The organism is Streptomyces sp. P13-3-3 (assembly GCF_050571355.1).
Classification (GTDB): Bacteria; Actinomycetota; Actinomycetes; order Streptomycetales; family Streptomycetaceae; genus Streptomyces; species Streptomyces althioticus.
The window spans coordinates 1,392,187-1,412,475 of record NZ_CP192228.1 but is presented as its reverse complement, the minus strand read 5'-3'; the positions used below and the strand labels follow the sequence as shown (position 1 = coordinate 1,412,475).

The 20,289-nt window shown below is 72.7% G+C and carries 18 protein-coding genes; 10 read left to right on the top strand and 8 right to left on the bottom strand.

What is annotated here, in order from left to right; genetic code table 11:
* Window positions 1-174: 174 nt before the first annotated feature.
* The 3 genes from ACQZOG_RS06355 to ACQZOG_RS06345 all read left to right on the top strand — a co-directional run bounded on the left by ACQZOG_RS06355 (window position 175) and on the right by ACQZOG_RS06345 (window position 2,204).
* Window positions 175-588 carry a gamma-glutamylcyclotransferase family protein gene (locus tag ACQZOG_RS06355; RefSeq protein ID WP_193454882.1) on the top strand — a complete coding sequence of 138 codons (414 nt, stop codon included), beginning with the start codon at window positions 175-177 and terminating at the stop codon, window positions 586-588.
* A gap of 310 nt (window positions 589-898) precedes the next feature.
* On the top strand, window positions 899-1,444 hold the full coding sequence (locus ACQZOG_RS06350; RefSeq protein WP_193454883.1) for a hypothetical protein: 546 nt from the start codon (window positions 899-901) through the stop codon (window positions 1,442-1,444).
* Window positions 1,445-1,556: 112 nt separating this feature from the next.
* Complete coding sequence (locus ACQZOG_RS06345; RefSeq protein WP_430741354.1) at window positions 1,557-2,204, top strand: class F sortase; 648 nt, start codon at window positions 1,557-1,559, stop codon at window positions 2,202-2,204.
* 152 nt (window positions 2,205-2,356) lie between these two features.
* On the opposite strand, the gene ACQZOG_RS06340 is transcribed toward ACQZOG_RS06345, so the two are convergent.
* Both ACQZOG_RS06340 and ACQZOG_RS06335 read right to left on the bottom strand, forming a co-directional pair.
* Window positions 2,357-2,584, bottom strand: a complete 228-nt coding sequence (locus tag ACQZOG_RS06340; protein WP_157842187.1) for a hypothetical protein — start codon at window positions 2,582-2,584, stop codon at window positions 2,357-2,359.
* A 220-nt stretch (window positions 2,585-2,804) separates the two neighbouring features.
* Window positions 2,805-3,587 (bottom strand): sulfite exporter TauE/SafE family protein, encoded by a 783-nt coding sequence (locus ACQZOG_RS06335; protein ID WP_037639364.1) that lies wholly within the window; start codon window positions 3,585-3,587, stop codon window positions 2,805-2,807.
* Between the two features lie 193 nt (window positions 3,588-3,780).
* Here ACQZOG_RS06335 and ACQZOG_RS06330 point away from each other — a divergent pair, with 193 nt between their 5' ends.
* The 4 genes from ACQZOG_RS06330 to ACQZOG_RS06315 all read left to right on the top strand — a co-directional run bounded on the left by ACQZOG_RS06330 (window position 3,781) and on the right by ACQZOG_RS06315 (window position 8,560).
* Window positions 3,781-4,998: an NAD(P)/FAD-dependent oxidoreductase gene (locus ACQZOG_RS06330; RefSeq protein WP_430741353.1), complete on the top strand. Its 1,218-nt coding sequence runs from the start codon at window positions 3,781-3,783 to the stop codon at window positions 4,996-4,998.
* A complete protein-coding gene (gene nirB, locus ACQZOG_RS06325; protein WP_406717212.1) occupies window positions 4,998-7,598 on the top strand; it encodes a nitrite reductase large subunit NirB in 2,601 nt (866 codons plus the stop codon). Before ACQZOG_RS06330 ends, nirB begins: the two co-directional genes overlap by 1 nt.
* Window positions 7,595-7,948: a nitrite reductase small subunit NirD gene (gene nirD / locus ACQZOG_RS06320; RefSeq protein WP_086700795.1), complete on the top strand. Its 354-nt coding sequence runs from the start codon at window positions 7,595-7,597 to the stop codon at window positions 7,946-7,948. The genes nirB and nirD overlap by 4 nt, the downstream gene beginning before the upstream one ends.
* Window positions 7,949-8,134: 186 nt before the next feature.
* Window positions 8,135-8,560: an LAETG motif-containing sortase-dependent surface protein gene (locus tag ACQZOG_RS06315; RefSeq protein WP_430741352.1), complete on the top strand. Its 426-nt coding sequence runs from the start codon at window positions 8,135-8,137 to the stop codon at window positions 8,558-8,560.
* A 40-nt stretch (window positions 8,561-8,600) separates the two neighbouring features.
* Here ACQZOG_RS06315 and ACQZOG_RS06310 read toward each other — a convergent pair whose 3' ends face one another.
* Window positions 8,601-9,248 carry a hypothetical protein gene (locus ACQZOG_RS06310; protein WP_203550886.1) on the bottom strand — a complete coding sequence of 216 codons (648 nt, stop codon included), beginning with the start codon at window positions 9,246-9,248 and terminating at the stop codon, window positions 8,601-8,603.
* Between the two features lie 274 nt (window positions 9,249-9,522).
* On the opposite strand from ACQZOG_RS06310, the gene ACQZOG_RS06305 reads away from it, so the two are divergent.
* Window positions 9,523-9,933 carry an excalibur calcium-binding domain-containing protein gene (locus tag ACQZOG_RS06305; protein WP_033275779.1) on the top strand — a complete coding sequence of 137 codons (411 nt, stop codon included), beginning with the start codon at window positions 9,523-9,525 and terminating at the stop codon, window positions 9,931-9,933.
* 160 nt (window positions 9,934-10,093) lie between these two features.
* Here the strand turns inward: ACQZOG_RS06305 and ppdK are convergent, their stop codons facing one another.
* Window positions 10,094-12,841: a pyruvate, phosphate dikinase gene (ppdK, locus tag ACQZOG_RS06300; protein WP_037639373.1), complete on the bottom strand. Its 2,748-nt coding sequence runs from the start codon at window positions 12,839-12,841 to the stop codon at window positions 10,094-10,096.
* A 493-nt stretch (window positions 12,842-13,334) separates the two neighbouring features.
* On the opposite strand from ppdK, the gene ACQZOG_RS06295 reads away from it, so the two are divergent.
* A complete protein-coding gene (locus tag ACQZOG_RS06295) occupies window positions 13,335-15,077 on the top strand; it encodes a CDP-alcohol phosphatidyltransferase (protein ID WP_397662482.1) in 1,743 nt (580 codons plus the stop codon).
* On the opposite strand, the gene dusB is transcribed toward ACQZOG_RS06295, so the two are convergent.
* Window positions 15,078-16,232, bottom strand: a complete 1,155-nt coding sequence (dusB, locus tag ACQZOG_RS06290) for a tRNA dihydrouridine synthase DusB (RefSeq protein ID WP_033275782.1) — start codon at window positions 16,230-16,232, stop codon at window positions 15,078-15,080.
* Window positions 16,233-16,329: 97 nt separating this feature from the next.
* Between dusB and ACQZOG_RS06285 the strand changes: the two genes are divergently transcribed.
* Window positions 16,330-17,784: an MFS transporter gene (locus tag ACQZOG_RS06285; protein ID WP_033275860.1), complete on the top strand. Its 1,455-nt coding sequence runs from the start codon at window positions 16,330-16,332 to the stop codon at window positions 17,782-17,784.
* Window positions 17,785-18,010: 226 nt separating this feature from the next.
* Here the strand turns inward: ACQZOG_RS06285 and ACQZOG_RS06280 are convergent, their stop codons facing one another.
* From ACQZOG_RS06280 to ACQZOG_RS06270, 3 genes are all read right to left on the bottom strand, one after another.
* On the bottom strand, window positions 18,011-18,217 hold the full coding sequence (locus ACQZOG_RS06280; protein WP_033275783.1) for a hypothetical protein: 207 nt from the start codon (window positions 18,215-18,217) through the stop codon (window positions 18,011-18,013).
* A 358-nt stretch (window positions 18,218-18,575) separates the two neighbouring features.
* Entirely contained in the window at window positions 18,576-19,163 is a 588-nt protein-coding gene (locus tag ACQZOG_RS06275; RefSeq protein ID WP_033275784.1) for a TetR family transcriptional regulator, read from the bottom strand.
* Between the two features lie 25 nt (window positions 19,164-19,188).
* Entirely contained in the window at window positions 19,189-20,199 is a 1,011-nt protein-coding gene (locus ACQZOG_RS06270; RefSeq protein WP_033275785.1) for an aldo/keto reductase, read from the bottom strand.
* Window positions 20,200-20,289: the final 90 nt, after the last annotated feature.

Below are 20,289 nucleotides of genomic sequence, written 5' to 3'. Positions count from 1 at the left end.
ACGCGGGTGGGGGGCGGGGCGGCGCGGGTGGTGCCCGCGATTCAAGTGGCGGCCCGACTGTCATGTCCATAGCGCGAATGTGGGGGTGTGTGAGGGGAGAGAATCGTTCCCGCAAGGCTCCGGTGGCACTTCGGTGCAGAGGGGCTCCGCCGACCGTCCGCGCAGGTGAAGCACGTGAACCTCCCCTTCTTCGTCTACGGCACCCTCCGCCCCGGCGAGATCAACCACGACCGTTTCCTGCGCGGCCGCACGGCGGAGGAGCAACCGGGCCTGCTGCGGGGCGCGGTGCTGTACGAGGGGCCCGGCTACCCGTACGCGGTGGAGGCGCCGGACGGGGAGGTGCGCGGGGAGCTGGTCACCGCCCGCCCGGAGGCGTACGAGGAGCTGCTGGCGCGGCTGGACCGCCTGGAGGAGTACGTCCCGGGCGACCCGCGCAACCTGTACGACCGGGTGGAGCGGCCGGTGGTGCGGGACGCGGACGGCACGGCGGTCCGGGCGTGGGTGTACGTCGCCGCCCCGGCGGTCGCGGCCCGGCTGCGGGGGCGCGGGACGCGGGTGGAGGGCGGGGACTGGCGAGGTGTGCGGTGAGGCGCGCGTACGCCTCCGGGAACACGCCGGGGCGTGCGCCCTCGCCCGGTCAGCCCTTCGCCGCCCCGCCCGGCCCAATCCGCCCGCACACCGCCCGGCCGCGCGCCGTCACGACGTTGACCTGCTGAAACACACCACGGACCGGGGTGGCCGCGGGCCGCCTGACACCCGTTCAGCCGCCGCCCTGACGCCCTCTCAGGGAGCGCCGGGGGCCCGGGGGGTCTTACCTCGGAGGAGCAGGGACGCGGTCGACGGCGGCACATGGGGGTGCCGCGGGCCGGGTCGCCTCCGTGAGCTCGAGGGAGCATCGATGCGACGTACCGCCCGGCTGCTGACCGGCTCGACCGGCGCCGCACTCGCCGTGGCCGCCGCGGGGCTTCTCGCCTCCCCCGCGTACGCCGGGGAGGCCCCCGGCCCGTCGACCGCCGGTCTGCGGATGTACCCGTCGTCCGTCGCCCCGGGCGCGCAGGTCTCGGCGAACACCGCGGCGTGCGGCGACGAGGGCACGGCGGCGGGCGACGCCTCCGCCGTCGGCGCGGGCCGGTTCACGCTGGCGCCGAGCACGCACGAGGGTGAGGCGATCGGGCAGTTCCAGGTGCCGCCGAGCGCGCAGCCGGGGACGTACGAGATCGTCGTCGTGTGCGCCGGGAGCGGGCGCCGGGTGACCGGGGACCTCGTGGTGACGCTGACGCCCGACACGGAACAGGTGGTCCCCCGAGGAAGCGTGAAGACGGGGGTCGGTGGCGCGCTCGGCCCCGACCCCGTACAGACCGCGGCAGGCGTGTCGGCCCTCGCCGTCGCCGCCGCGGGCGGTACCTGGCTCCTGCATCGCCGGGCGAGAGGCGACGGGATCTGACGGGCATCCTCCGCTGCCCGTCCCGCTGGTACCGCAGTCCCCTCCCCCTCCGGGTCCGACGCCCCTCGCGGCCCGGAGGGGGGCACGGGGCCCGTCCGAGGTGAGGTCACCCATGCGCCGCAGGTTCCGCAGGACCGGGAGTCCGGGCAACGCGGCGATAGCCGCCGTCACGGTGTGCGCCCTGTGCGCGGGGGCGGTGCTGCTGCGGGACGGCAGGGGCGACGCACCGCCGCAGCCGTCCGCCGCGCAGGCGCACTCGGAGCTCGACGCGCAAGGCCCTGCGCGGTCCGCGGCGCCCGCGCTGCCGCCGTCGCCGCCCGACCGGGTGCGGATCCCCGCGATCGGGGTGGACGCGCCGCTGACCGGCCTGGGGCTGAACCCGGCCGGCTCCCTGGACGTGCCGCCCGCGGACCGCCCGGACCTGGCCGGCTGGTACGAGGCCGGCACCACCCCCGGCGAGCGGGGCACCGCGATCGTGGCGGGGCACGTCGACAACGAGGACGGCCCGGCGGTCTTCTACTCCCTCGGCGCCCTGGACAAGGGCAGCACGATCGAGATCGCCCGGCGCGACGGCACGGTGGCCGTGTTCACGGTGGACGCGGTCGAGGCGTACGACGCCCGCGACTTCCCCGACCGGAAGGTCTACGGCGCGGCCTCCCGCCCGGAACTCCGCGTCATCACCTGCGGCGCGGGCTACTCCCCCACGACGGGCTACCGGGGCAACGTGGTGGTGTACGCCCATCTGACGGGGACGCGGTGACCCCGTGGGGCGGACCGGGCGCCCCGCCACCAGGCATCCATCGGGGGGCAGCCCGGCGTCCTGTCGGGAGCACTCGGGCGGCCCGACGCCCTGTCGGCCCGGACCGCCACCGGCGGACTTCGCCTGTGCGTCCGGGCAGCGCGGCCCGCGCCTCAGCCCGACGCCCCCTCCGGGCAGGGCTCGGTCGTCGGGGTCACCAGGAGGACCACCGGGTACGACGTGATCTGCCGGTTCGCGCCGGGCCTGCTGTCGCAGACGCGCCACGCCTGGGGGTCCACCACCTCGCGGTTCTTCCCCGTGGCGTCCTCGAAGCGGACCTCCGTGCCGGCCGTCTGCTCCTGTGCCCGGAGCGCGTTGCCCCCGGTGACGTCGGGCATCACGGCGGTGACGGGACGGGCGGCGGCGGCCGAGGGGGACGCGGGGACCGCCGCCCTCCGGTCGGGCTCCGGGTGCGTTCCGCAGGCGGCGGCCGTGCAGACGACCGCGGCGGCGAGAACGGCTCTCAGCGGTGCGGTGACCGTGGGTCCGGTGATGGCCGCGCCTCTCGTGAGGTGATCATGTCCGGCTCAGTATCCCCACCGGACGCCTCCGGGCCCAGGCCTACGCCAGCCACTGCTCGTACGCCATGTTCGCCACCAGGGCGAACACCACCGTCAGCAGGACCACGCGGACGAAGCCGCTGCCGTGCTTCAGGGCGGTGCGGGCGCCCAGCATGCCGCCGGCGAGGTTGAAGACCGCCATCAGGGCCGCCAGTTGCCACAGCACCGCGCCCTGCCAGGCGAAGGTGGCGAGCGCGCCCGCGTTGGTGCAGCAGTTGACGATCTTCGCGGTGGCCGAGGCGGTGACCAGGTCGAGGTGGAGCAGGGCGGTGAGCGCCAGGACGAGGAACGTGCCGGTGCCGGGGCCGATCAGACCGTCGTAGAAGCCGATGCCGAAGCCGGCCAGGCCGATCGCGGCGAGGATCTGCCGCCGGGTCGCCGGACCCGTCGCGGGCGCGGTGCCGAACGCGGGCCGCAGGATCACGAAGGCGGCCACCGCCAGCAGCACCACCATGATCACCGGCTTGAGCACCTCCGTGCTCATCCCGGCCGCCAGGAAGGCCCCGCCCGACGACCCGGCGAGGGCGGCGAGCCCGATCCGCACCGCCGTCCGCACGTCCACCGGCGCCTTGCGGGCGTACGTCACCGCCGCGCCCGTGGTGCCTACGATCGCGACCGCCTTGTTGGTGCCCAGCGCGTGCGCGGCCGGGGTGCCGGCGGGCAGCCCGAGCAGCAGGGCGGGAAGGAGCAGCAGCCCCCCGCCGCCCACCACGGCGTCGATCCAGCCGGCGGCGAGCGCGGCCACGCAGAGCAGGACGACCATGGTCAGCGATATGTCGGGCATGGCCGTGAGCCTATGAAGGCGATAGATGTTGCGTCCATCAAGATGAGCGTTTGTTGAGGTTGGGCTCCTCACACCCGCCCCGTGACCGCCCCCGGAAGCCTCACATCCCCCGCCCGCGACCGCTGAGGGCAGCGTTCCGCGCGGGAAACAGAGGGGATGCCACCGGGTAACACCCGCCCCGCAGGCTCGGGACATGACCTCGAACGAGCGTGTGGTGGTGATCGGCTCCGGCCTCGCGGGCGTACGTCTCGCCCGGCGGCTCGGCGAGCTGGGCACGCCCGTGACGCTGATCGGCGAGGAGGAGCACCCGCCGTACAACCGGGTGCTGCTCGCCGAGGTGCTCGCCGGGCGCTACCGGCCCGAGGTGATCGCCCTGCCCGCCCCCGCGGAGCTGGTCCGCGCCCGGGTCACCGGCATCGACCGGGACCGGCGGACCGTCGTCTGCGCGGACGGCACGGAGATCGCCTACGGGCGGCTGGTGCTGGCCACCGGCTCCAACCCCGTCCTGCCGCCGCTGCGCGGCCTGTTCACCGAGGACCACGAGCTGCCGCGGGGCGTGCACGCGTTCCGCACCCTGGACGACTGCCTGGGCCTGTCCGCCGAGGTGCGGCCGGGCGTGCGGGCGGTGGTGATCGGCGGCGGGCTGCTCGGCGTGTCCGCGGCCCGAGCGCTGGCCGTGCGCGGCGCGCAGGTGGTCCTCGCCCAGCAGTCCGAGCGGCTCATGGAGCGGCAGCTCGACCCGGCCGCCTCCGCGCTGGTCCTGCGCCATCTGACCGGGCTCGGCGTGGAGGTGCACACCGAGTGCCGGGTGCGCGACGTGCGCTGCGTCGGCGGCGCGGTCCGCTCGGTGGAGATGGCCGACGGCTACGCCCTGGACGCCGACCTGGTGGTGCTGGCCTGCGGGGTGCACCCGCGCGTCTCGCTCGCCCAGGCCGCAGGACTCGACGTGGCCAAGGGCGTCGTCGTCGACGACGAGCTGCGCACCTCCGACCCGTCCGTCCACGCGATCGGCGACTGCGTCCAGCACGCCGGCACCGTCTACGGGCTGGCCACCCCGGCCCTGGAACAGGCCGACGCGCTCGCCGCGCTGCTCGCCGGGGACACCACCTCCCGCTACACCGGCACCCGCTCGCTCACCCGGCTGACCCTGACCGGCCCGGACAGCCCCTTCGACCTGGCCGCGTTCGGCGAGACCGAGGTGCTGCCGGGCGACGACGTGGTGCACCTCGCCGACGCCACCCGCGGCACGTACCGCAAGGTCGTGGTCCGCGACGACCGCCTGGTCGGCGGGGTGCTGGTCGGCGAACTCGGCACCGTCGGCGCCCTCGCGCGCGCCTGGGAGGGAGCAGAGCCGCTCCCGTCCGACGGCGGGCCCCTGCTCCACCTGCTCACCAACGACGGAGGCTCCTGATGCCCACGGACACCTCGACCATCGTGCTCGTCGGCCACGGCATGGTCGGCCAGCGCTTCCTGGAGGCGCTCGCCGAGCGCGGCCTGACCGCCACCCACCGCGTGGTCGTGCTGTGCGAGGAGCCGCGTCCGGCCTACGACCGCGTGCAGCTCACCTCGTACTTCTCCGGGCGGACGCCCGAGGACCTGTCGCTGACGGACCTGGCGTTCCTCGAGGACCACGGCATCGAGCTGCACGTCGGCGACCCGGCCGAGCACGTGGACCGCGAGGCGCGCACGGTGACCGCCCGCTCGGGGATGGTCGTCGGCTACGACGTGCTGGTGCTGGCGACCGGCTCGTACCCGTTCGTGCCGCCGGTGCCGAACAAGGACGCCGAGGGCTGCTTCGTCTACCGCACCATCGAGGACCTGCTCGCCATCGAGGAGTACGCGAGGAGCAGGGCGAAGACCGGCGCGGTGGTCGGCGGAGGGCTGCTCGGCCTGGAGGCGGCCGGCGCGCTCAAGGGTCTCGGACTCACGTCGCACATCGTGGAGTTCGCGCCGCGGCTGATGCCCGTGCAGGTCGACGAGGGCGGCGGCGCGGCGTTGCTGCGCACCATCGAGGACATGGGCCTCTCCGTCCACACGGGCGTCGGCACCCAGGAGATCGTGGTCGACGAGGCCGGCGCCGTCACCGGCATGAAGCTGTCCGACGGCTCCGAACTCGCCACCGACCTGGTGGTGTTCTCCGCCGGTGTCCGCCCCCGCGACCAGCTCGCCCGCGACTGCGGTCTGGCGGTCGGCGAGCGCGGCGGCATCACCGTCGACGAGCAGTGCCGCACGGTCACCGACCCGCACGTGTTCGCGATCGGCGAGTGCGCGCTGGCCGCCGACGGCCGGGTGTACGGCCTGGTCGCCCCCGGCTACGAGCAGGCCGAGACGGCCGCCGCGACCATCGCCGAGGACAAAACCACCTTCACCGGCGCCGATCTGTCCACCAAGCTGAAGCTGCTCGGCGTGGACGTGGCGTCCTTCGGCGACGCGCACGGCACCGCCGAGGACTGCCTGGACGTCGTCTACTCCGACTCCCGCGCGGGCCTCTACAAGAAACTGGTGATCGGCCGGGACGGCACGCTGCTCGGCGGCATCCTGGTCGGCGACGCGGAGGCGTACGGCACGCTGCGGGCGTTCACCGGCTCCGTGCCGCCGGTCGCGCCGGAGTCGCTGGTGCTGCCCGCCGGCGCCGGCGCCCCGGCCGCGCTCGGCCCGTCCGCGCTGCCGGACGACGCGGTGATCTGCTCCTGCCACAACGTCACCAAGGGCACGATCCGCGGCGCGGTCACGGACCACGCGTGCACCACCGTGCCCGAGGTGAAGAAGTGCACCAAGGCCGGTACCGGCTGCGGAAGTTGCGTCAAGGTGCTGGGCCAGCTGGTGGACGCCGAGCTGGAGGCGAGCGGCGTCGAGGTCGACAAGGGCCTGTGCGGCTGCTTCTCCCAGACCCGCGAGGAGCTGTACGAGATCGTCCACGCCCTGCGCATCGCCTCCCACCGCGAACTGCTGGACCGCCACGGCCGGGAGGAGGCGCGCGGCGGCGACGGCTGCGAGGTGTGCAAGCCGACGGTCGGCTCGATCATCGCGTCCCTGGCGCCCGTGATCGGCGCGAGCACCTATGTGCTCGACGGCGAGCAGGCGGCCCTCCAGGACACCAACGACCACTTCCTCGCCAACCTGCAGAGGAACGGCTCGTACTCGGTGGTGCCGCGCATCCCCGGCGGGGAGATCGCCCCCGAGAAGCTGATCGTGATCGGCGAGATCGCCCGTGACTTCGGCCTCTACACGAAGATCACCGGCGGCCAGCGGATCGACATGTTCGGCGCGCGGGTCGAGCAGCTGCCGCTGATCTGGGCCCGGCTGGTCGACGCCGGCTTCGAGTCCGGCCACGCCTACGGCAAGTCGCTGCGCACGGTGAAGTCCTGCGTAGGACAGACCTGGTGCCGATACGGCGTGCAGGACTCGGTGCGGATGGCGATCGACCTGGAGCTGCGCTACCGGGGGCTCAGGTCCCCGCACAAGCTGAAGTCGGCGGTGTCCGGCTGCCAGCGCGAGTGTGCGGAGGCCCAGTCGAAGGACTTCGGCGTCATCGCCACCGCCAACGGCTGGAACCTCTACGTCGGCGGCAACGGCGGCGCCACCCCGCGCCACGCCGACCTGCTGGCGCAGGACCTGTCCGACGCCGAACTGATCCGCCTGATCGACCGGTTCCTGATGTTCTACATCCGCACCGCCGACCGGCTGGAGCGCACCAGCGTCTGGCTGGACCGGATCCCCGGCGGACTCGACCACGTACGGGACGTGGTGGTGCACGACTCCCTCGGCATCTGCGACGAGCTGGAGTCGCTGATGGCGGCGCACGTCGCGCACTACCGCGACGAGTGGGCCGAGACGATCAACGACCCGGAGAAGCTGGCCCGGTTCGTGTCCTTCGTCAACGCCCCGGACACCCCCGACCCGGTGGTCGCCTTCGTCCCCGAACGCGACCAGATGAAGCCCGACCTGCCCCTGCTGAGCATCGGCCTGCGTCCCGCCGACGACGTCCTGGAAGGAAGCGCACAGCGATGACCCTGGCACTCGAGACGACCACCGGCCTGACCGTTCGACTCCGTCTGGCGGACGACTGGTTCGAGGTCTGCGGCCTCGACCGGCTGATCCCGGGCCGGGGCGTGGCCGCCCTGCTGCCGGACGGCCGGCAGGCCGCCGTCTTCACCGACCGCGCGGGCCGCCTGTACGCCGTCGACAACCGTGACCCGTTCACGGGCGCGGCGGTCCTCTCCCGCGGCCTCACCGGCACCCACCGGGGCCGCCCGTTCGTCGCGTCCCCGCTCCTGAAGCAGCGCTTCGACCTGGAGACGGGCCGCTGCCTGGACGACGACGCGGTCCGGGTGACGACGTACGAGGTGAAGGCTGCGTGAGCGCCTGAGCGGCACGGTGTGCCGGGCGGCGCCCGCCCGGCACACCGTGGCGGAGAGCTACCCTCCGGTCACGTCACGTTCGCATCACGGGACCTTCATATGCCCGACACCTCTCGAGCGCCCCAGTAGCTTCGTCAGCCTCGTACCGAGTCAGACGTCTTCGCACGACCTGGGGGGCTCCTCACCATGATCCCGTTCCGTACCTCGGCCACCGCGCTGCTCGCCGCCGTCGCCCTGGCCGCAGTACCGGCCACCGCCGTGGCCCACGACGGCAACCACCCGTTCGAGAACTGCACCGACGCGTACGACAACGGGTACAGCAACATCCCGAAGAGCGACGCCGAGCACTACGGCAAGCACCTCGACCGGGACAACGACGGCGTCGGCTGCGACCAGCCGCCCGCCGGCTTCGTGCCGCACGACGACAGCGACGACGACGCAGGCGCGGGCGCCGAGGGCAGCGGCGCCAAGGAGGAGAACGGCGGCGGCACCGACCTCGCCGAGACCGGGGGCAGCGACACCACGCCGTACATCGCGGCGGGCGGCGCGGCCGTCGTGCTGCTGGGCGGCGGCCTGATGATCGCCGCGCGCCGGCGCCGCGACAACCGCTGAACCGTCCTCCCTGGGGCCGGGCGCCCGGCCCCAGGGAGGATCACAGCGACAGCAACAGGGAGCCCTCCTTGCCCTGCCGGCGCCGCACATGGCCGCGCCACCCGGCCAGGGCCGCCATCAGCGTCCAGGTCACCAGGCCGGCGAAGGCCCCGTGGAGCCGGCCGGCGGCGTCCACCTGGTCCGCCCGCTCCATGGGCACCACGCCGTCCGGGTCACGGATCACGTCGAGCCGCTGCCCCGGCCGGGGAGCCCGGTCACCCTTGTAGGTCATCCGCTCGGCCAGTTCCCGGCCGTCCTCGGTGCGCAGCGTGAGCCGGTGGTTCTTGCCGCCCGTCCCGTCCGCGCCGTCGGCGACGATCACCACGCTCTCGCGCACCCCGCGCACCTCCAGCGCCAGTTCGGGCGCGTACTGGACGGCCCCGACGAGGACCATCAGACCGGGCGCCAGGGAGAGCAGGGCGATCCAGCCCGCGCGGTGCAGCCGGATCAGCAGCCCGCCGAAGGTCAGACAGAGCGCGAGGCCCACGACGATCGGCACCGCCACCCACCGCAGCGCCAGGTAGGACACGCAGGCGGTGACGAGCGCGGCGACCCAGCCGCACAGCGCCACCCATGCCGCGCGCCGCAGCGACCTCCACGGCGAGACGCCGTCCCCGCCCACGCGCACTCCGGCGTCTCCGTCCGTCACCTGTGACACCCCGCCCCGCCCTTCACGTCCCCGCCGCGGAGATCCGCACCCCTTGGGACCCTGGCGAGCCCCGCGCAACCCCTCCGACTTGGGCCTCTCCCGCCCACCGACAGGAAGCTGGCCCTCCACTCGTGGCGTTACGCCACAGTTCCGTCACATCACGTTCACATCACAGGTCTCTCGTGACCCTCTGCAGCACACCCGAACCGCCAGTAACTTCGTGACGCCACAGCCCGCTCATCGGCACCCGCACTCGGACCTGGGGGCTTTTGCCATGCACCTGACACGAAACACTCTCACGGCCCTCGCCGCCCTCACCCTGGCCGTCGTCCCCGCCACCGCGTCGGCCCACGACGGGGACCACCCCTTCAAGAGCTGCCAGGAGGCGTACGACAACGGCTGGTCGAGGATCTCCGGCGGGGACGACCACTACGGCCCCGCCCTGGACCCCGACGGCGACGGCATCGCCTGCGACGAGCCGCCCGCCGGCTTCATCCCGCGCGACGACACCGCGGTCGACGACGGGAACACGACTCCCGTGGCCGACACCACCCAGGCCGCCACGAGCGGCGAAAGCGCCGGCTCGGACGACGACCTCACCACCTACGTGACCATAGGCGTGGCCGCCGTGGTCCTCGCCGGAGGCACCGTGCTCCTCGCCTCCCGCCTGCGCCGCGGCAACTGACCGGCACCGGCCGCCCCACAGGGCGTGTCGCGCGCACGACGGAGGGGGCGGCACCCCCGCACGGGTGCCGCCCCTCCTTCGTGATCCGGAGCCGTCGCCGATCGGTGAGGGTGGTCGGGTGACAGACGACGGCCCCGGGGTCCTGCGCGCCCCGGAGGGCTCAGCGGTGGTCGCTGCCCGCCGAGGTGACGGCCGCGCGGCCGGCCTCCAGACGGGCCACCGGGATGCGGAACGGGGAGCAGGAGACGTAGTCCAGTCCGACCTCGTGGAAGAAGTGGACCGACTCCGGGTCGCCGCCGTGCTCGCCGCAGACGCCGAGCTTCAGGTCCGGGCGGGTCTCCCGGCCGGCCTTCGCGGCGAGCTTCACCAGCGAGCCCACGCCGTCCTTGTCGATCGTCTCGAACGGCGACACCCCGAAGATGCCCTTCTCCAGGTAGGCCGTGAAGAAGCTGGCCTCCACGTCGTCCCGGGAGAAGCCCCACACCGTCTGGGTGAGGTCGTTGGTGCCGAAGGAGAAGAACTCGGCGGCCTCCGCGATCTGACCGGCGGTCAGCGCGGCGCGCGGCAGCTCGATCATCGTGCCGATGGCGAGCTTCAGCGAGGTGCCGGTGGTCTCCTCGACCTCCGCGACGACCTTGTCGGCCTCCTCGCGGACGATCTCCAGCTCCTGCACGGTGCCGACCAGCGGAATCATGATCTCCGCGCGCGGGTCGCCCTTGGCGTTCCGGCGCTCGGCCGCGGCCTCGGCGATGGCCCGTACCTGCATCGTGAACAGGCCCGGGATGACGAGTCCGAGGCGGACGCCGCGCAGGCCCAGCATCGGGTTCTGCTCGTGCAGCCGGTGCACGGCCTGGAGCAGCCGCAGCTCGTTCTCGTGCGGCTCCTGCCGGGACTCGGCGAGGGCGACGCGGACCGACAGCTCGGTGATGTCCGGCAGGAACTCGTGCAGCGGCGGGTCGAGCAGGCGGATGGTGACGGGCAGGCCGTCCATCGCCTCGAACAGCTCGACGAAGTCCTTCTTCTGGAGCGGCAGCAGCGCCTTCAGCGACTCCTCGCGCTCCTCCTCCGTGTCGGCCAGGATCAGCCGCTCCACCAGCTCGCGCCGGTCGCCGAGGAACATGTGCTCGGTGCGGCACAGGCCGATGCCCTGGGCGCCGAACCGGCGGGCGCGCAGCGCGTCCTCGGCGTTGTCGGCGTTGGCCCGCACCCGCAGCCGGCGCTTGCGGTCGGCGAAGGCCATCATCCGGTGCACGGCCTCGACCAGTTCGTCGGCGTCGTCGGCGCCCGGGTGCATGCGGCCCTCGAAGTACTCCACGACCGGCGACGGCACGACCGGGACCTCGCCCAGGTAGACCTTGCCGCTGGAGCCGTCGATGGAGATGAGGTCGCCCTCCTCGACGACGTGCCCGCCGGGCACGGTCATCCGGCGGCGCTTGGTGTCGACCTCCAGCTCCTCGGCGCCGCAGACACAGGTCTTGCCCATGCCGCGGGCGACGACGGCCGCGTGGGAGGTCTTGCCGCCGCGCGAGGTGAGGATGCCCTCGGCGGCGATCATGCCGTCCAGGTCGTCGGGGTTGGTCTCGCGGCGGATCAGGATGACCTTCTCGCCGGAACGGGACCACTTCACGGCGGTGTAGGAGTCGAAGACGGCCTTGCCGACCGCGGCGCCCGGGGAGGCGGCGATGCCGCGTCCGACCTGCTCGACCTTGGCGCTCTCGTCGAAGCGCGGGAACATCAGCTGGGCGAGCTGGGCGCCGTTGACGCGGGTGAGCGCCTCGGCCTCGTCGATCAGGCCCTGGTCCACGAGCTGCGTGGCGATGCGGAAGGCCGCGCCCGCGGTGCGCTTGCCGACGCGGGTCTGGAGCATCCACAGCCGGCCGCGCTCGATGGTGAACTCGATGTCGCAGAGATCCTTGTAGTGGTTCTCCAGGGTCTCCATGATCTGCATGAGCTGGTCGTACGACTTCTTGTCGATCTGCTCCAGCTCCGCGAGCGGGACCGTATTGCGGATGCCCGCGACGACGTCCTCGCCCTGTGCGTTCTGCAGGTAGTCGCCGTAGACGCCCTGGTGTCCCGAGGCGGGGTCGCGGGTGAAGGCGACGCCGGTGCCGGAGTCGGGGCCGAGGTTGCCGAAGACCATGGAGCAGACGTTGACGGCGGTGCCCAGGTCGTGCGGGATGCGCTCCTGGCGGCGGTAGAGCTTGGCCCGCTCGCCGTTCCAGGAGTCGAAGACCGCCTTGATGGCGAGGTCCATCTGGTCGCGCGGGTCCTGCGGGAAGTCCCGGCCGCACTCGGTCTTGACGATCTTCTTGAACTTGGTGACGAGCTTCTTGAGGTCGGCGGCCTCCAGCTCGGTGTCGACGGTGACCTTCTTGGCCGCCTTGGCCGCCTCGAGCGCGTCCTCGAACAGCTCGCCGTCCACGCCGAGGACGGTCTTGCCGAACATCTGGATGAGGCGCCGGTAGGAGTCCCACGCGAACCGGTCGTCGCCGGCCTGCTTGGCCAGGCCCTGCACGGACTTGTCGGACAGACCGATGTTGAGGACGGTGTCCATCATGCCGGGCATGGAGAACTTGGCGCCGGAGCGGACCGACACGAGAAGCGGATCGTCGGCCTGGCCGAGCTTCTTGCCCATCCGCTGCTCGAGCGCCTCGAGGTGCGCACTCACCTCGTCACGCAGCGCCGCCGGCTCCTCGCCGCTGTCCAGGTAGACCTTGCAGGCCTCCGTGGTGATGGTGAAGCCGGGTGGCACGGGGAGACCGAGGTTGGTCATCTCGGCGAGGTTGGCCCCCTTGCCGCCGAGGAGGTCCTTGAGGTCCTTGTTGCCCTCGGTGAAGTCGTAGACGAACTTCACGCTCTCAACGCTCGTGCCCGACTGAGCTACGTGGGGATCTTTGTTTTCCGACACGGGTCTCGACTCCTCGAGGACGCGGTGGCTGCCCTGACGGCGAGGAATGTACCCAGATCAAAGGCATCTGGGTACGTCCACTTGTGCGTCGTGCGCCTGTCTCCGGCCGAGCGCCAGCGGATCGAAAGTCAAAGCTTGGCAAGCCGTTGAAGCCCGGTGTTTTCACTTCTTGAACGCGGGCCGCCTCCCAGACCCGGCCGATCTGCTCATGTGAGCATCTTGCACCACGTTTGATTTCGCCCGATGAACGATCATCGAGTGGCACTGAGTGCCAATCTTTGAGAAGTGCAGCCGCCCAAGATCCGCTCATCTGAGCGCCACCCCTATCAGGGGTGGCGAGAATCACGCTGCCACACGGCGCCCGGTTCCACCATGCGGACCGGCGGGATGAACGCTCCGGCCCGGCCGCCCGTACGAACGGGAGGCGGATCCGGACCCCCACGCCGGATCCGCCTCCCGCCTCACCGGTTTCGGTACGGAAGGAACCTCCGGGTTGCCCGTCTACACTCGCGTCCTCGCGCGCCTGCGCGCCCTCCGTGTCCGCCTGCGCCCGCGTGACGCACGTGTCCTCGCGCGCCTGCGTCACGCCCGCGACGCACACCCCTCCGCCGACCGCGCGCTGCGGATCACCGGGCACGTCCTCGCCGCCGTGCTGGTGCTCGGCGCCCTGCTGATGCCGAACACCGCGCCGGGCCTGCGCCCCGACCGGTTCACCCGGATCCCCGCCGAGGCGATCGTGGGGGCGGTGCTGCTGCTGGCCCTGCCGCGCCGGCCGCGCGTCGTCTTCGCCGCGCTCTACGGCACGGGCCTCGGCGTGCTCACCGTGCTCAACCTGCTGGACATCGGCTTCAGCGAGTACCTGGGCCGCGGCTTCAACCTGGTTCTCGACTGGGGCCTGCTGGACGACGCCCTGTCGTACGTGCGGGACTCCATGGGCGGCTTCGTCGCCGACGCGGCTGCCGTCGGGGCGGTGCTGCTCGCCCTGCTCGTCGTGCTCCTCATGGCGCTGGCCACCGTGCGGCTCGGCAACGTGGTCGCCCGGCACCGCGCCCGTGCGAGTCAGGGCGCCATGATCGCCGGGACCGTGTGGATCACCTGCGCCTCGCTGGGCCTGCAGATCTCGGGGCTGCCGGTCGCCTCCGACCGCGCGGCGGACACCCTGCGCGGGCAGACCCAGCGGGTGATGGACACCCTGCGCGACGAGGCGGCCTTCGCCAAGGAGGCCCGCCACGACACCTTCGGTGCCACCCCGCCGGGACAGCTCCTGCCGGACCTGCGCGGCAAGGACGTCGTCATCGCGTTCATCGAGAGCTACGGCCGGGTGGCGATGGAGGACCCGCTGATCGAGCCCGGCGTCGCCCGCACCCTCGACACCCGGGGCGCCGCGCTCGCCGCGGCCGGCTACCAGGCGCGCAGCGGCTGGCTGACCTCGTCGACGTACGGCGGGAGCAGCTGGCTCGGGCACTCCACGACGCTGTCCGGGCTGTGGATCGACAACCAGCAGCGATACCGAACCGCCACGAACAGCGACCGGCTGACCCTCACCGCCGCCTTCCGGAAGTCCGGCGCGTGGGACACCGTCGGCATCATGCCGGGTGTGCAGAAGACCTGGCCGGAGGCGAAGTGGTACGGCCTGGACAAGGTGTACGACGCCTTCGAGATGGGCTACGAGGGGCCGAAGTTCAGCTGGTCGACCATGCCGGACCAGTACGCCCTGGAGGCGTTCGAGCGTCTGGAGCACGGGAAGGAGCGGAGCCGGCCGCTGATGTCCGAGGTCATCCTCACCTCCAGCCACCAGCCGTGGGCGCCGGTCCCGGAGATGATCGACTGGGAGGACCTGGGCGACGGCTCGGTCTTCGACGCGATCCAGGAGGAGGGCCGGGACGCGTCCGAGGTGATGGCCGACTCCACCGAGTCCCGCAAGGAGTACGGCAGGTCCGTCTCGTACTCGGTGACCGCCCTCACCGAGTGGCTGGAGCGCTACGGCACCGACGACACCGTGCTGGTCTTCCTCGGCGACCACCAGCCGATCGCCCGGGTCACCGGGAACACCAAGAACCGGGACGTGCCGGTGACGGTCGTCGCCAAGGACCCGGAGGTGCTGAAGAAGATCGACGGCTGGCGGTGGACGCCCGGCCTGCGGCCCGCCGACGACGCCCCCGTGTGGAAGATGGACACCTTCCGCGACCGCTTCCTCACCGCCTACGGGTCCGTGCCCCGGCCCACCAAGGGCTGATCAGCCGCCGGAGGTGTCCAGCTCGGCGTCCTCGCCGACGCCCGCGCAGTCGTAGGGGTCCTTCAGCCAGCCGTCCGGCAGCACCACGCGGTTGTTGCCGGACGTACGGCCGCGGGGGCCGTCGGCGCCGGACGGCCAGGGCTGGTCCAGGTCCAGCTCGTCGAGCCCGGCCCGCAGCTCCTCCAGGGTGGAGGTGACCGCGAGGCGGCGGCGCATCTCGGAGCCGACCGCGAAGCCCTTCAGGTACCAGGCGACGTGCTTGCGGAAGTCGATCACCCCGCGCGACTGGTCGCCGATCCACTCACCGAGCAGCGTGGCGTGCCGCACCATCGCGTCGGCCACCTCGCGCAGGGTGGGCCGGACGTAGTCGTCGGGGCGGCCCTCGAAGGCGGCGACCAGGTCGGCGAAGAGCCACGGCCGGCCGAGACAGCCGCGGCCCACGACCACGCCGTCGCAGCCGGTCTCGCGGACCATGCGCAGGGCGTCGTCGGCGGACCAGATGTCCCCGTTGCCGAGGACCGGGATCTCGGGGACGTGCTCCTTGAGGCGGGCGATCGCCTCCCAGTCGGCGGTGCCGCCGTAGTGCTGGGCGGCGGTGCGGCCGTGCAGCGCGATCGCGGTGACGCCCTCCTCGACGGCGATGCGGCCGGCGTCGAGGTAGGTGATGTGGTCGTCGTCGATGCCCTTGCGCATCTTCATCGTGACCGGCAGGTCGCCGGCGCCGGCGACGGCCTCACGGAGGATGGCGCGCAGCAGGTTCCGCTTGAAGGGGAGCGCGGAGCCGCCGCCCTTGCGGGTCACCTTCGGCACCGGGCAGCCGAAGTTCAGGTCGATGTGGTCGGCGAGGTCCTCCTCCGCGATCATGCGGACGGCCTTGCCGACGGTCGCCGGGTCGACGCCGTAGAGCTGGATGGAGCGCGGCTGCTCGCTCGCGTCGAAGCGGATGAGCTGCATGGTCTTCTCGTTGCGCTCGACCAGCGCCCGGGTGGTGATCATCTCGCTGACGAACAGGCCCTTGCCGCCGCTGTACTCCCGGCACAGGGTGCGGAAGGGCGCGTTGGTGATCCCGGCCATGGGGGCGAGCACGACGGGCGGTTGCACCGCGTGCGGGCCGATGGACAGGGTCGTGTTCACGGTCGGCGAGGCAGTGGGCATTCCCCCATTGTCCCGCATGCGGCGGGGCGCTCCGCACAAAGATCGTGTAAAGGTCATTAGTTAGCCGCACTATAGAAGTGGGCGTACGATGGCGCGCATGCCCGAGCTCAGCCATGGCCGCCGCATGCTGGTGCTCGCGATCTGTTGCATGAGCCTGCTGATCGTGAGCCTGGACAACACGGTCCTGAACGTCGCCCTGCCGTCCCTCCAGCGGGAGCTGGACGCGAGCACCTCGGGGCTGCAGTGGACCATCGACGCGTACACGCTGGTGCTGGCCTCGCTGCTGATGCTGGCCGGCTCGACCGCCGACCGGATCGGCCGCCGGCGGGTCTTCATGTCCGGCCTGGTCGTCTTCACCCTGGGCTCGCTGCTGTGCTCGCTCGCCCCGGACCTGAACTGGCTCGTGGTGTTCCGCATGGTGCAGGCGGTGGGCGGGTCCATGCTCAACCCGGTCGCCATGTCGATCATCACCAACACCTTCACCGATCCGCGCGAGCGGGCCCGCGCGATCGGGGTGTGGGGCGCGGTGGTCGGCCTGTCGATGGCCGCGGGGCCGCTGGTGGGCGGGCTGCTGGTGGACTCGGTCGGCTGGCGCTCCATCTTCTGGGTCAACCTGCCGGTGGGCCTCGCCGCCCTGCTGCTGACCTGGCGCTTCGTTCCGGAGTCGCGCGCGCCGCGGGCCCGCCGCCCGGACCCGGTCGGCCAGGTCCTGGTCATCGCCCTGTTCGGCTCCCTCACGTACGCGATCATCGAGGCGCCGCACGGGAGCTGGCGGTCCACGGCTCCCTTCGCGGCCCTGGCTCTGGTCTCCCTCCTGGCGCTCCTCCGCTACGAACCGCGCCGCACGGAGCCGCTGATCGACCTGCGCTTCTTCCGCTCGGCGCCGTTCAGCGGGGCGACGGTGATCGCGGTGAGCGCGTTCGCGGCGCTGGGCGGATTCCTGTTCCTGTCGACGCTGTACCTGCAGAACGTGCGGGGGCTGAGCGCGATGGAGGCGGGGCTGTGGATGCTGCCGATGGCCGTCCCGACGTTCCTGTGCGCCCCGCTGTCCGGCCGCCTCGTCGGCAGCCGGGGGCCGCGGCTGCCGCTGCTGGTCGCGGGCGGCGCGATGACGGTGAGCGGGCTGCTGTTCGCCCTCTTCGAGGCGGAGACGTCGAACGCGACGCTGCTGCTGGGGTACGTCCTCTTCGGCGTCGGCTTCGGCTTCGTGAACGCGCCGATCACCAACACGGCGGTCTCGGGCATGCCCCTCTCCCAGGCCGGGGTCGCCTCGGCGGTCGCCTCCACCAGCCGGCAGCTGGGGCAGACGCTGGGCGTGGCGGTCCTGGGCGCGGTGCTCGCGGCGGGGGTGTCGGCGTCCTCGTACGCCTCGTACGCCGACACGTTCGTCTCGGCGTCCCGCCCCGGGTGGTGGGTTCTGGCGGCGTGCGGGGCGGTGGTTCTGACGCTGGGCGTCGTGACGACGGGGGTGTGGGCGCGGGGGACGGCGGAGAGGGCGGCTCGGCGGCTCGAGGGGGAGCGGTTGTCGCGGCGGGCGGGGGTGGACGCGTGAGGCGTCTGCCGCGGCAGGCGGAGACGCCGCCGCTGCCGGCAGTCGTGCCGCTTGGGGCGGCACGGGTGGGCGCAGCGGCACCCCGCCGACGCCGGGTGCGGGTCGTCCGCGGCTGGTCGCGCAGTTCCCCGCGCCCCTGAAGGGCGCGCCTAGCTGCGGCAGTCGTGCCGCTAGGGGTGGCACGGGTGGGCGCAGCGGACCGTCCCGGGCGGGCCAGTCAGGTCGGTCAGGCGGCTGTCGGGTCCACCGTCGCCTGGTGGGCCTGCTCCAGGTGCTCCTGCGCCTTCAGCCACGGCAGGAACTGGGCGGAGCGGCGCCAGCCGCAGGTGTCGCATCTGATGGTCCGCTGCACCCCCGTGCGGTGGACGTGCACGGTGTGCTCACGGCCGTGCAGGTCCCAGCGGCTTACCTTGCTCGAGTCGATCTGGGGCATGGTGCGGGTGCCTCCGGCGGTCGACGGATGAATGCCGCTGAGTGTGCAGCAAAAGCAACATCAACAGGTGGCGGTCCGCAGAACCCACGCACGGGGCGTCCCCCACAGCCCCCTCCAACGCGGGGGCGGAAGCGCCCTTTCAGGGGCCCGGGGAACTGCGCGACCAGCCACGGACGACCCGCACCCAGCGCTGCAGAGGTGCCGCTGCGCCCACCCTCCCCCACTCTCGGCTTTGCTCGAGCGGGAGGTACCCCCATCGCCCCAGCGGCACGACTGCCCGCAGCTAGGCGCGCCCTTCAGGGGCGCGGGGAACTGCGCGATCAGCCACCGACGACCCGCACCCGGCGCCGCAGAGGTGTCAGGCCCGCAGCCCCCGCAGCAGCAGATCCACCGCCGCCGCGAAGTCCGCGTCCGCCTCGCCCCTGTCCCACTCCCCCGCGTACGCGGGATCGTGGAACCGCCCGGTCGCCTGGAACACCGCACGCGCGCTGACCGCGGGGTCCTCGCTGTGGAAGACGCCGGCGGCCACCCCGTCGGCGACGATCCGCGTCACCTGCTCCGTCAGCTCGTCGATGTGCTCGGCGACCGCGCCGACCTGCTCACCGGCCAGCACGCTGTAGGTGGCGAACAGCTCCGGGTCGTCGCCCGCCTTGCGCCGCTTGGCGGTGAAGAGCGCGGCGAGCCAGTCCCGCAGCCGGGTCTCCGGATCGCGGGACCCGTCGCCGGCTATCCCGTCCAGCGCCTCGGACGTACGGTCCAGCCACCGCTTGGTGACCGCCTCCCGCAGCGCCGCCTTGGTGCGGAAGTGCCGGTAGACGCTGCCGTGACTGACGCCCAGGGCGCGGGCCACGTCGACCACGGTGGCCTTCGCGGGGCCGTGCCGGCGCAGCACCTCCTCCGTCGCCTGAAGGATGCGCTCGGCGGTCAGGGTCTCGGTCGCTGCCATGCCTGAACCGTACCCGGCGCCACGATCACTCCTCGGTGCCGAGGTGTGCCATCTGCTGCTCCGGGTAGCGGGCGCCCGCCGCTGCCCCGGGCGGCACCGCCCGCTCGATCGCCGCGAGGTCGTCCGCGTCCAGCGTGACGTCCAGCGCGCCCAGCGACTCCGTCAGGCGCTCCCGGGTGCGGGCCCCGACCAGCGGCACGATGTCCTCGCCGCGCGACAGCACCCAGGCGATGGCGGTCTGCGCGACCGTGACGCCCTTGCGGTCGGCGATCTCGCGCAGCGCGTCGACGAGGCCCAGGTTGTGGCGGAGGTTGTCGCCCTGGAAGCGCGGCGAGTGGGCGCGGAAGTCGTTCGCCGACAGCTCCCGGTCGGCGGTGAAGTGGCCGGAGATCAGCCCGCGCGAGAGGACTCCGTACGCCGTGATCGAGATGCCCAGTTCCCGCGTGGTGGGCAGGATCTGCTCCTCCACGGCCCGGGAGATCAGCGAGTACTCGATCTGGAGGTCCGTGATCGGCGCGGTGGCGGCGGCCCGGCGGATCGTGTCGGCGCCGACCTCGCTGAGGCCGATGTGCCGGACGTGGCCCTTCTCGACGAGTTCCGCGATGGCGCCGACGGTCTCCTCGATCGGCACGTCGGGGTCGGCGCGGGAGATGCGGTAGACGTCGATGTGGTCGACGCCCAGCCGCTGGAGGGAGTACGCGGCGAAGTTGCGCACCGCGGCGGGCCGGCCGTCGATCGGGCCCCAGCCGCCGTCCGGGTCGCGCATCGAGCCGAACTTGACGCTGGTGAGGGCCTGTTCGCGCAGCCCGGCGGGGGCGGTGCGCAGCGCCTCGCCGACCAGCATCTCGTTGTGGCCCATGGCGTAGAAGTCGCCGGTGTCGAGCAGGGTGATGCCGGCGTCCAGGGCGGCGTGGATCGTCGCGATCGCCTCGCCGCGGTCCGCCGGGCCGTACAGCGCGGACATGCCCATGCAGCCGAGCCCCAGGGCGGACACGCGGGGGCCGGTCTTTCCGAGAGGTCGTGTGTGCGTCGTCATGCGCCCACCTTGACATGACGAATGACAGATTTCAATATCTGTCATTCGTTTAGCCGTCAGCCACCCCCGGGGCCGCGCACGGCCCGGAGA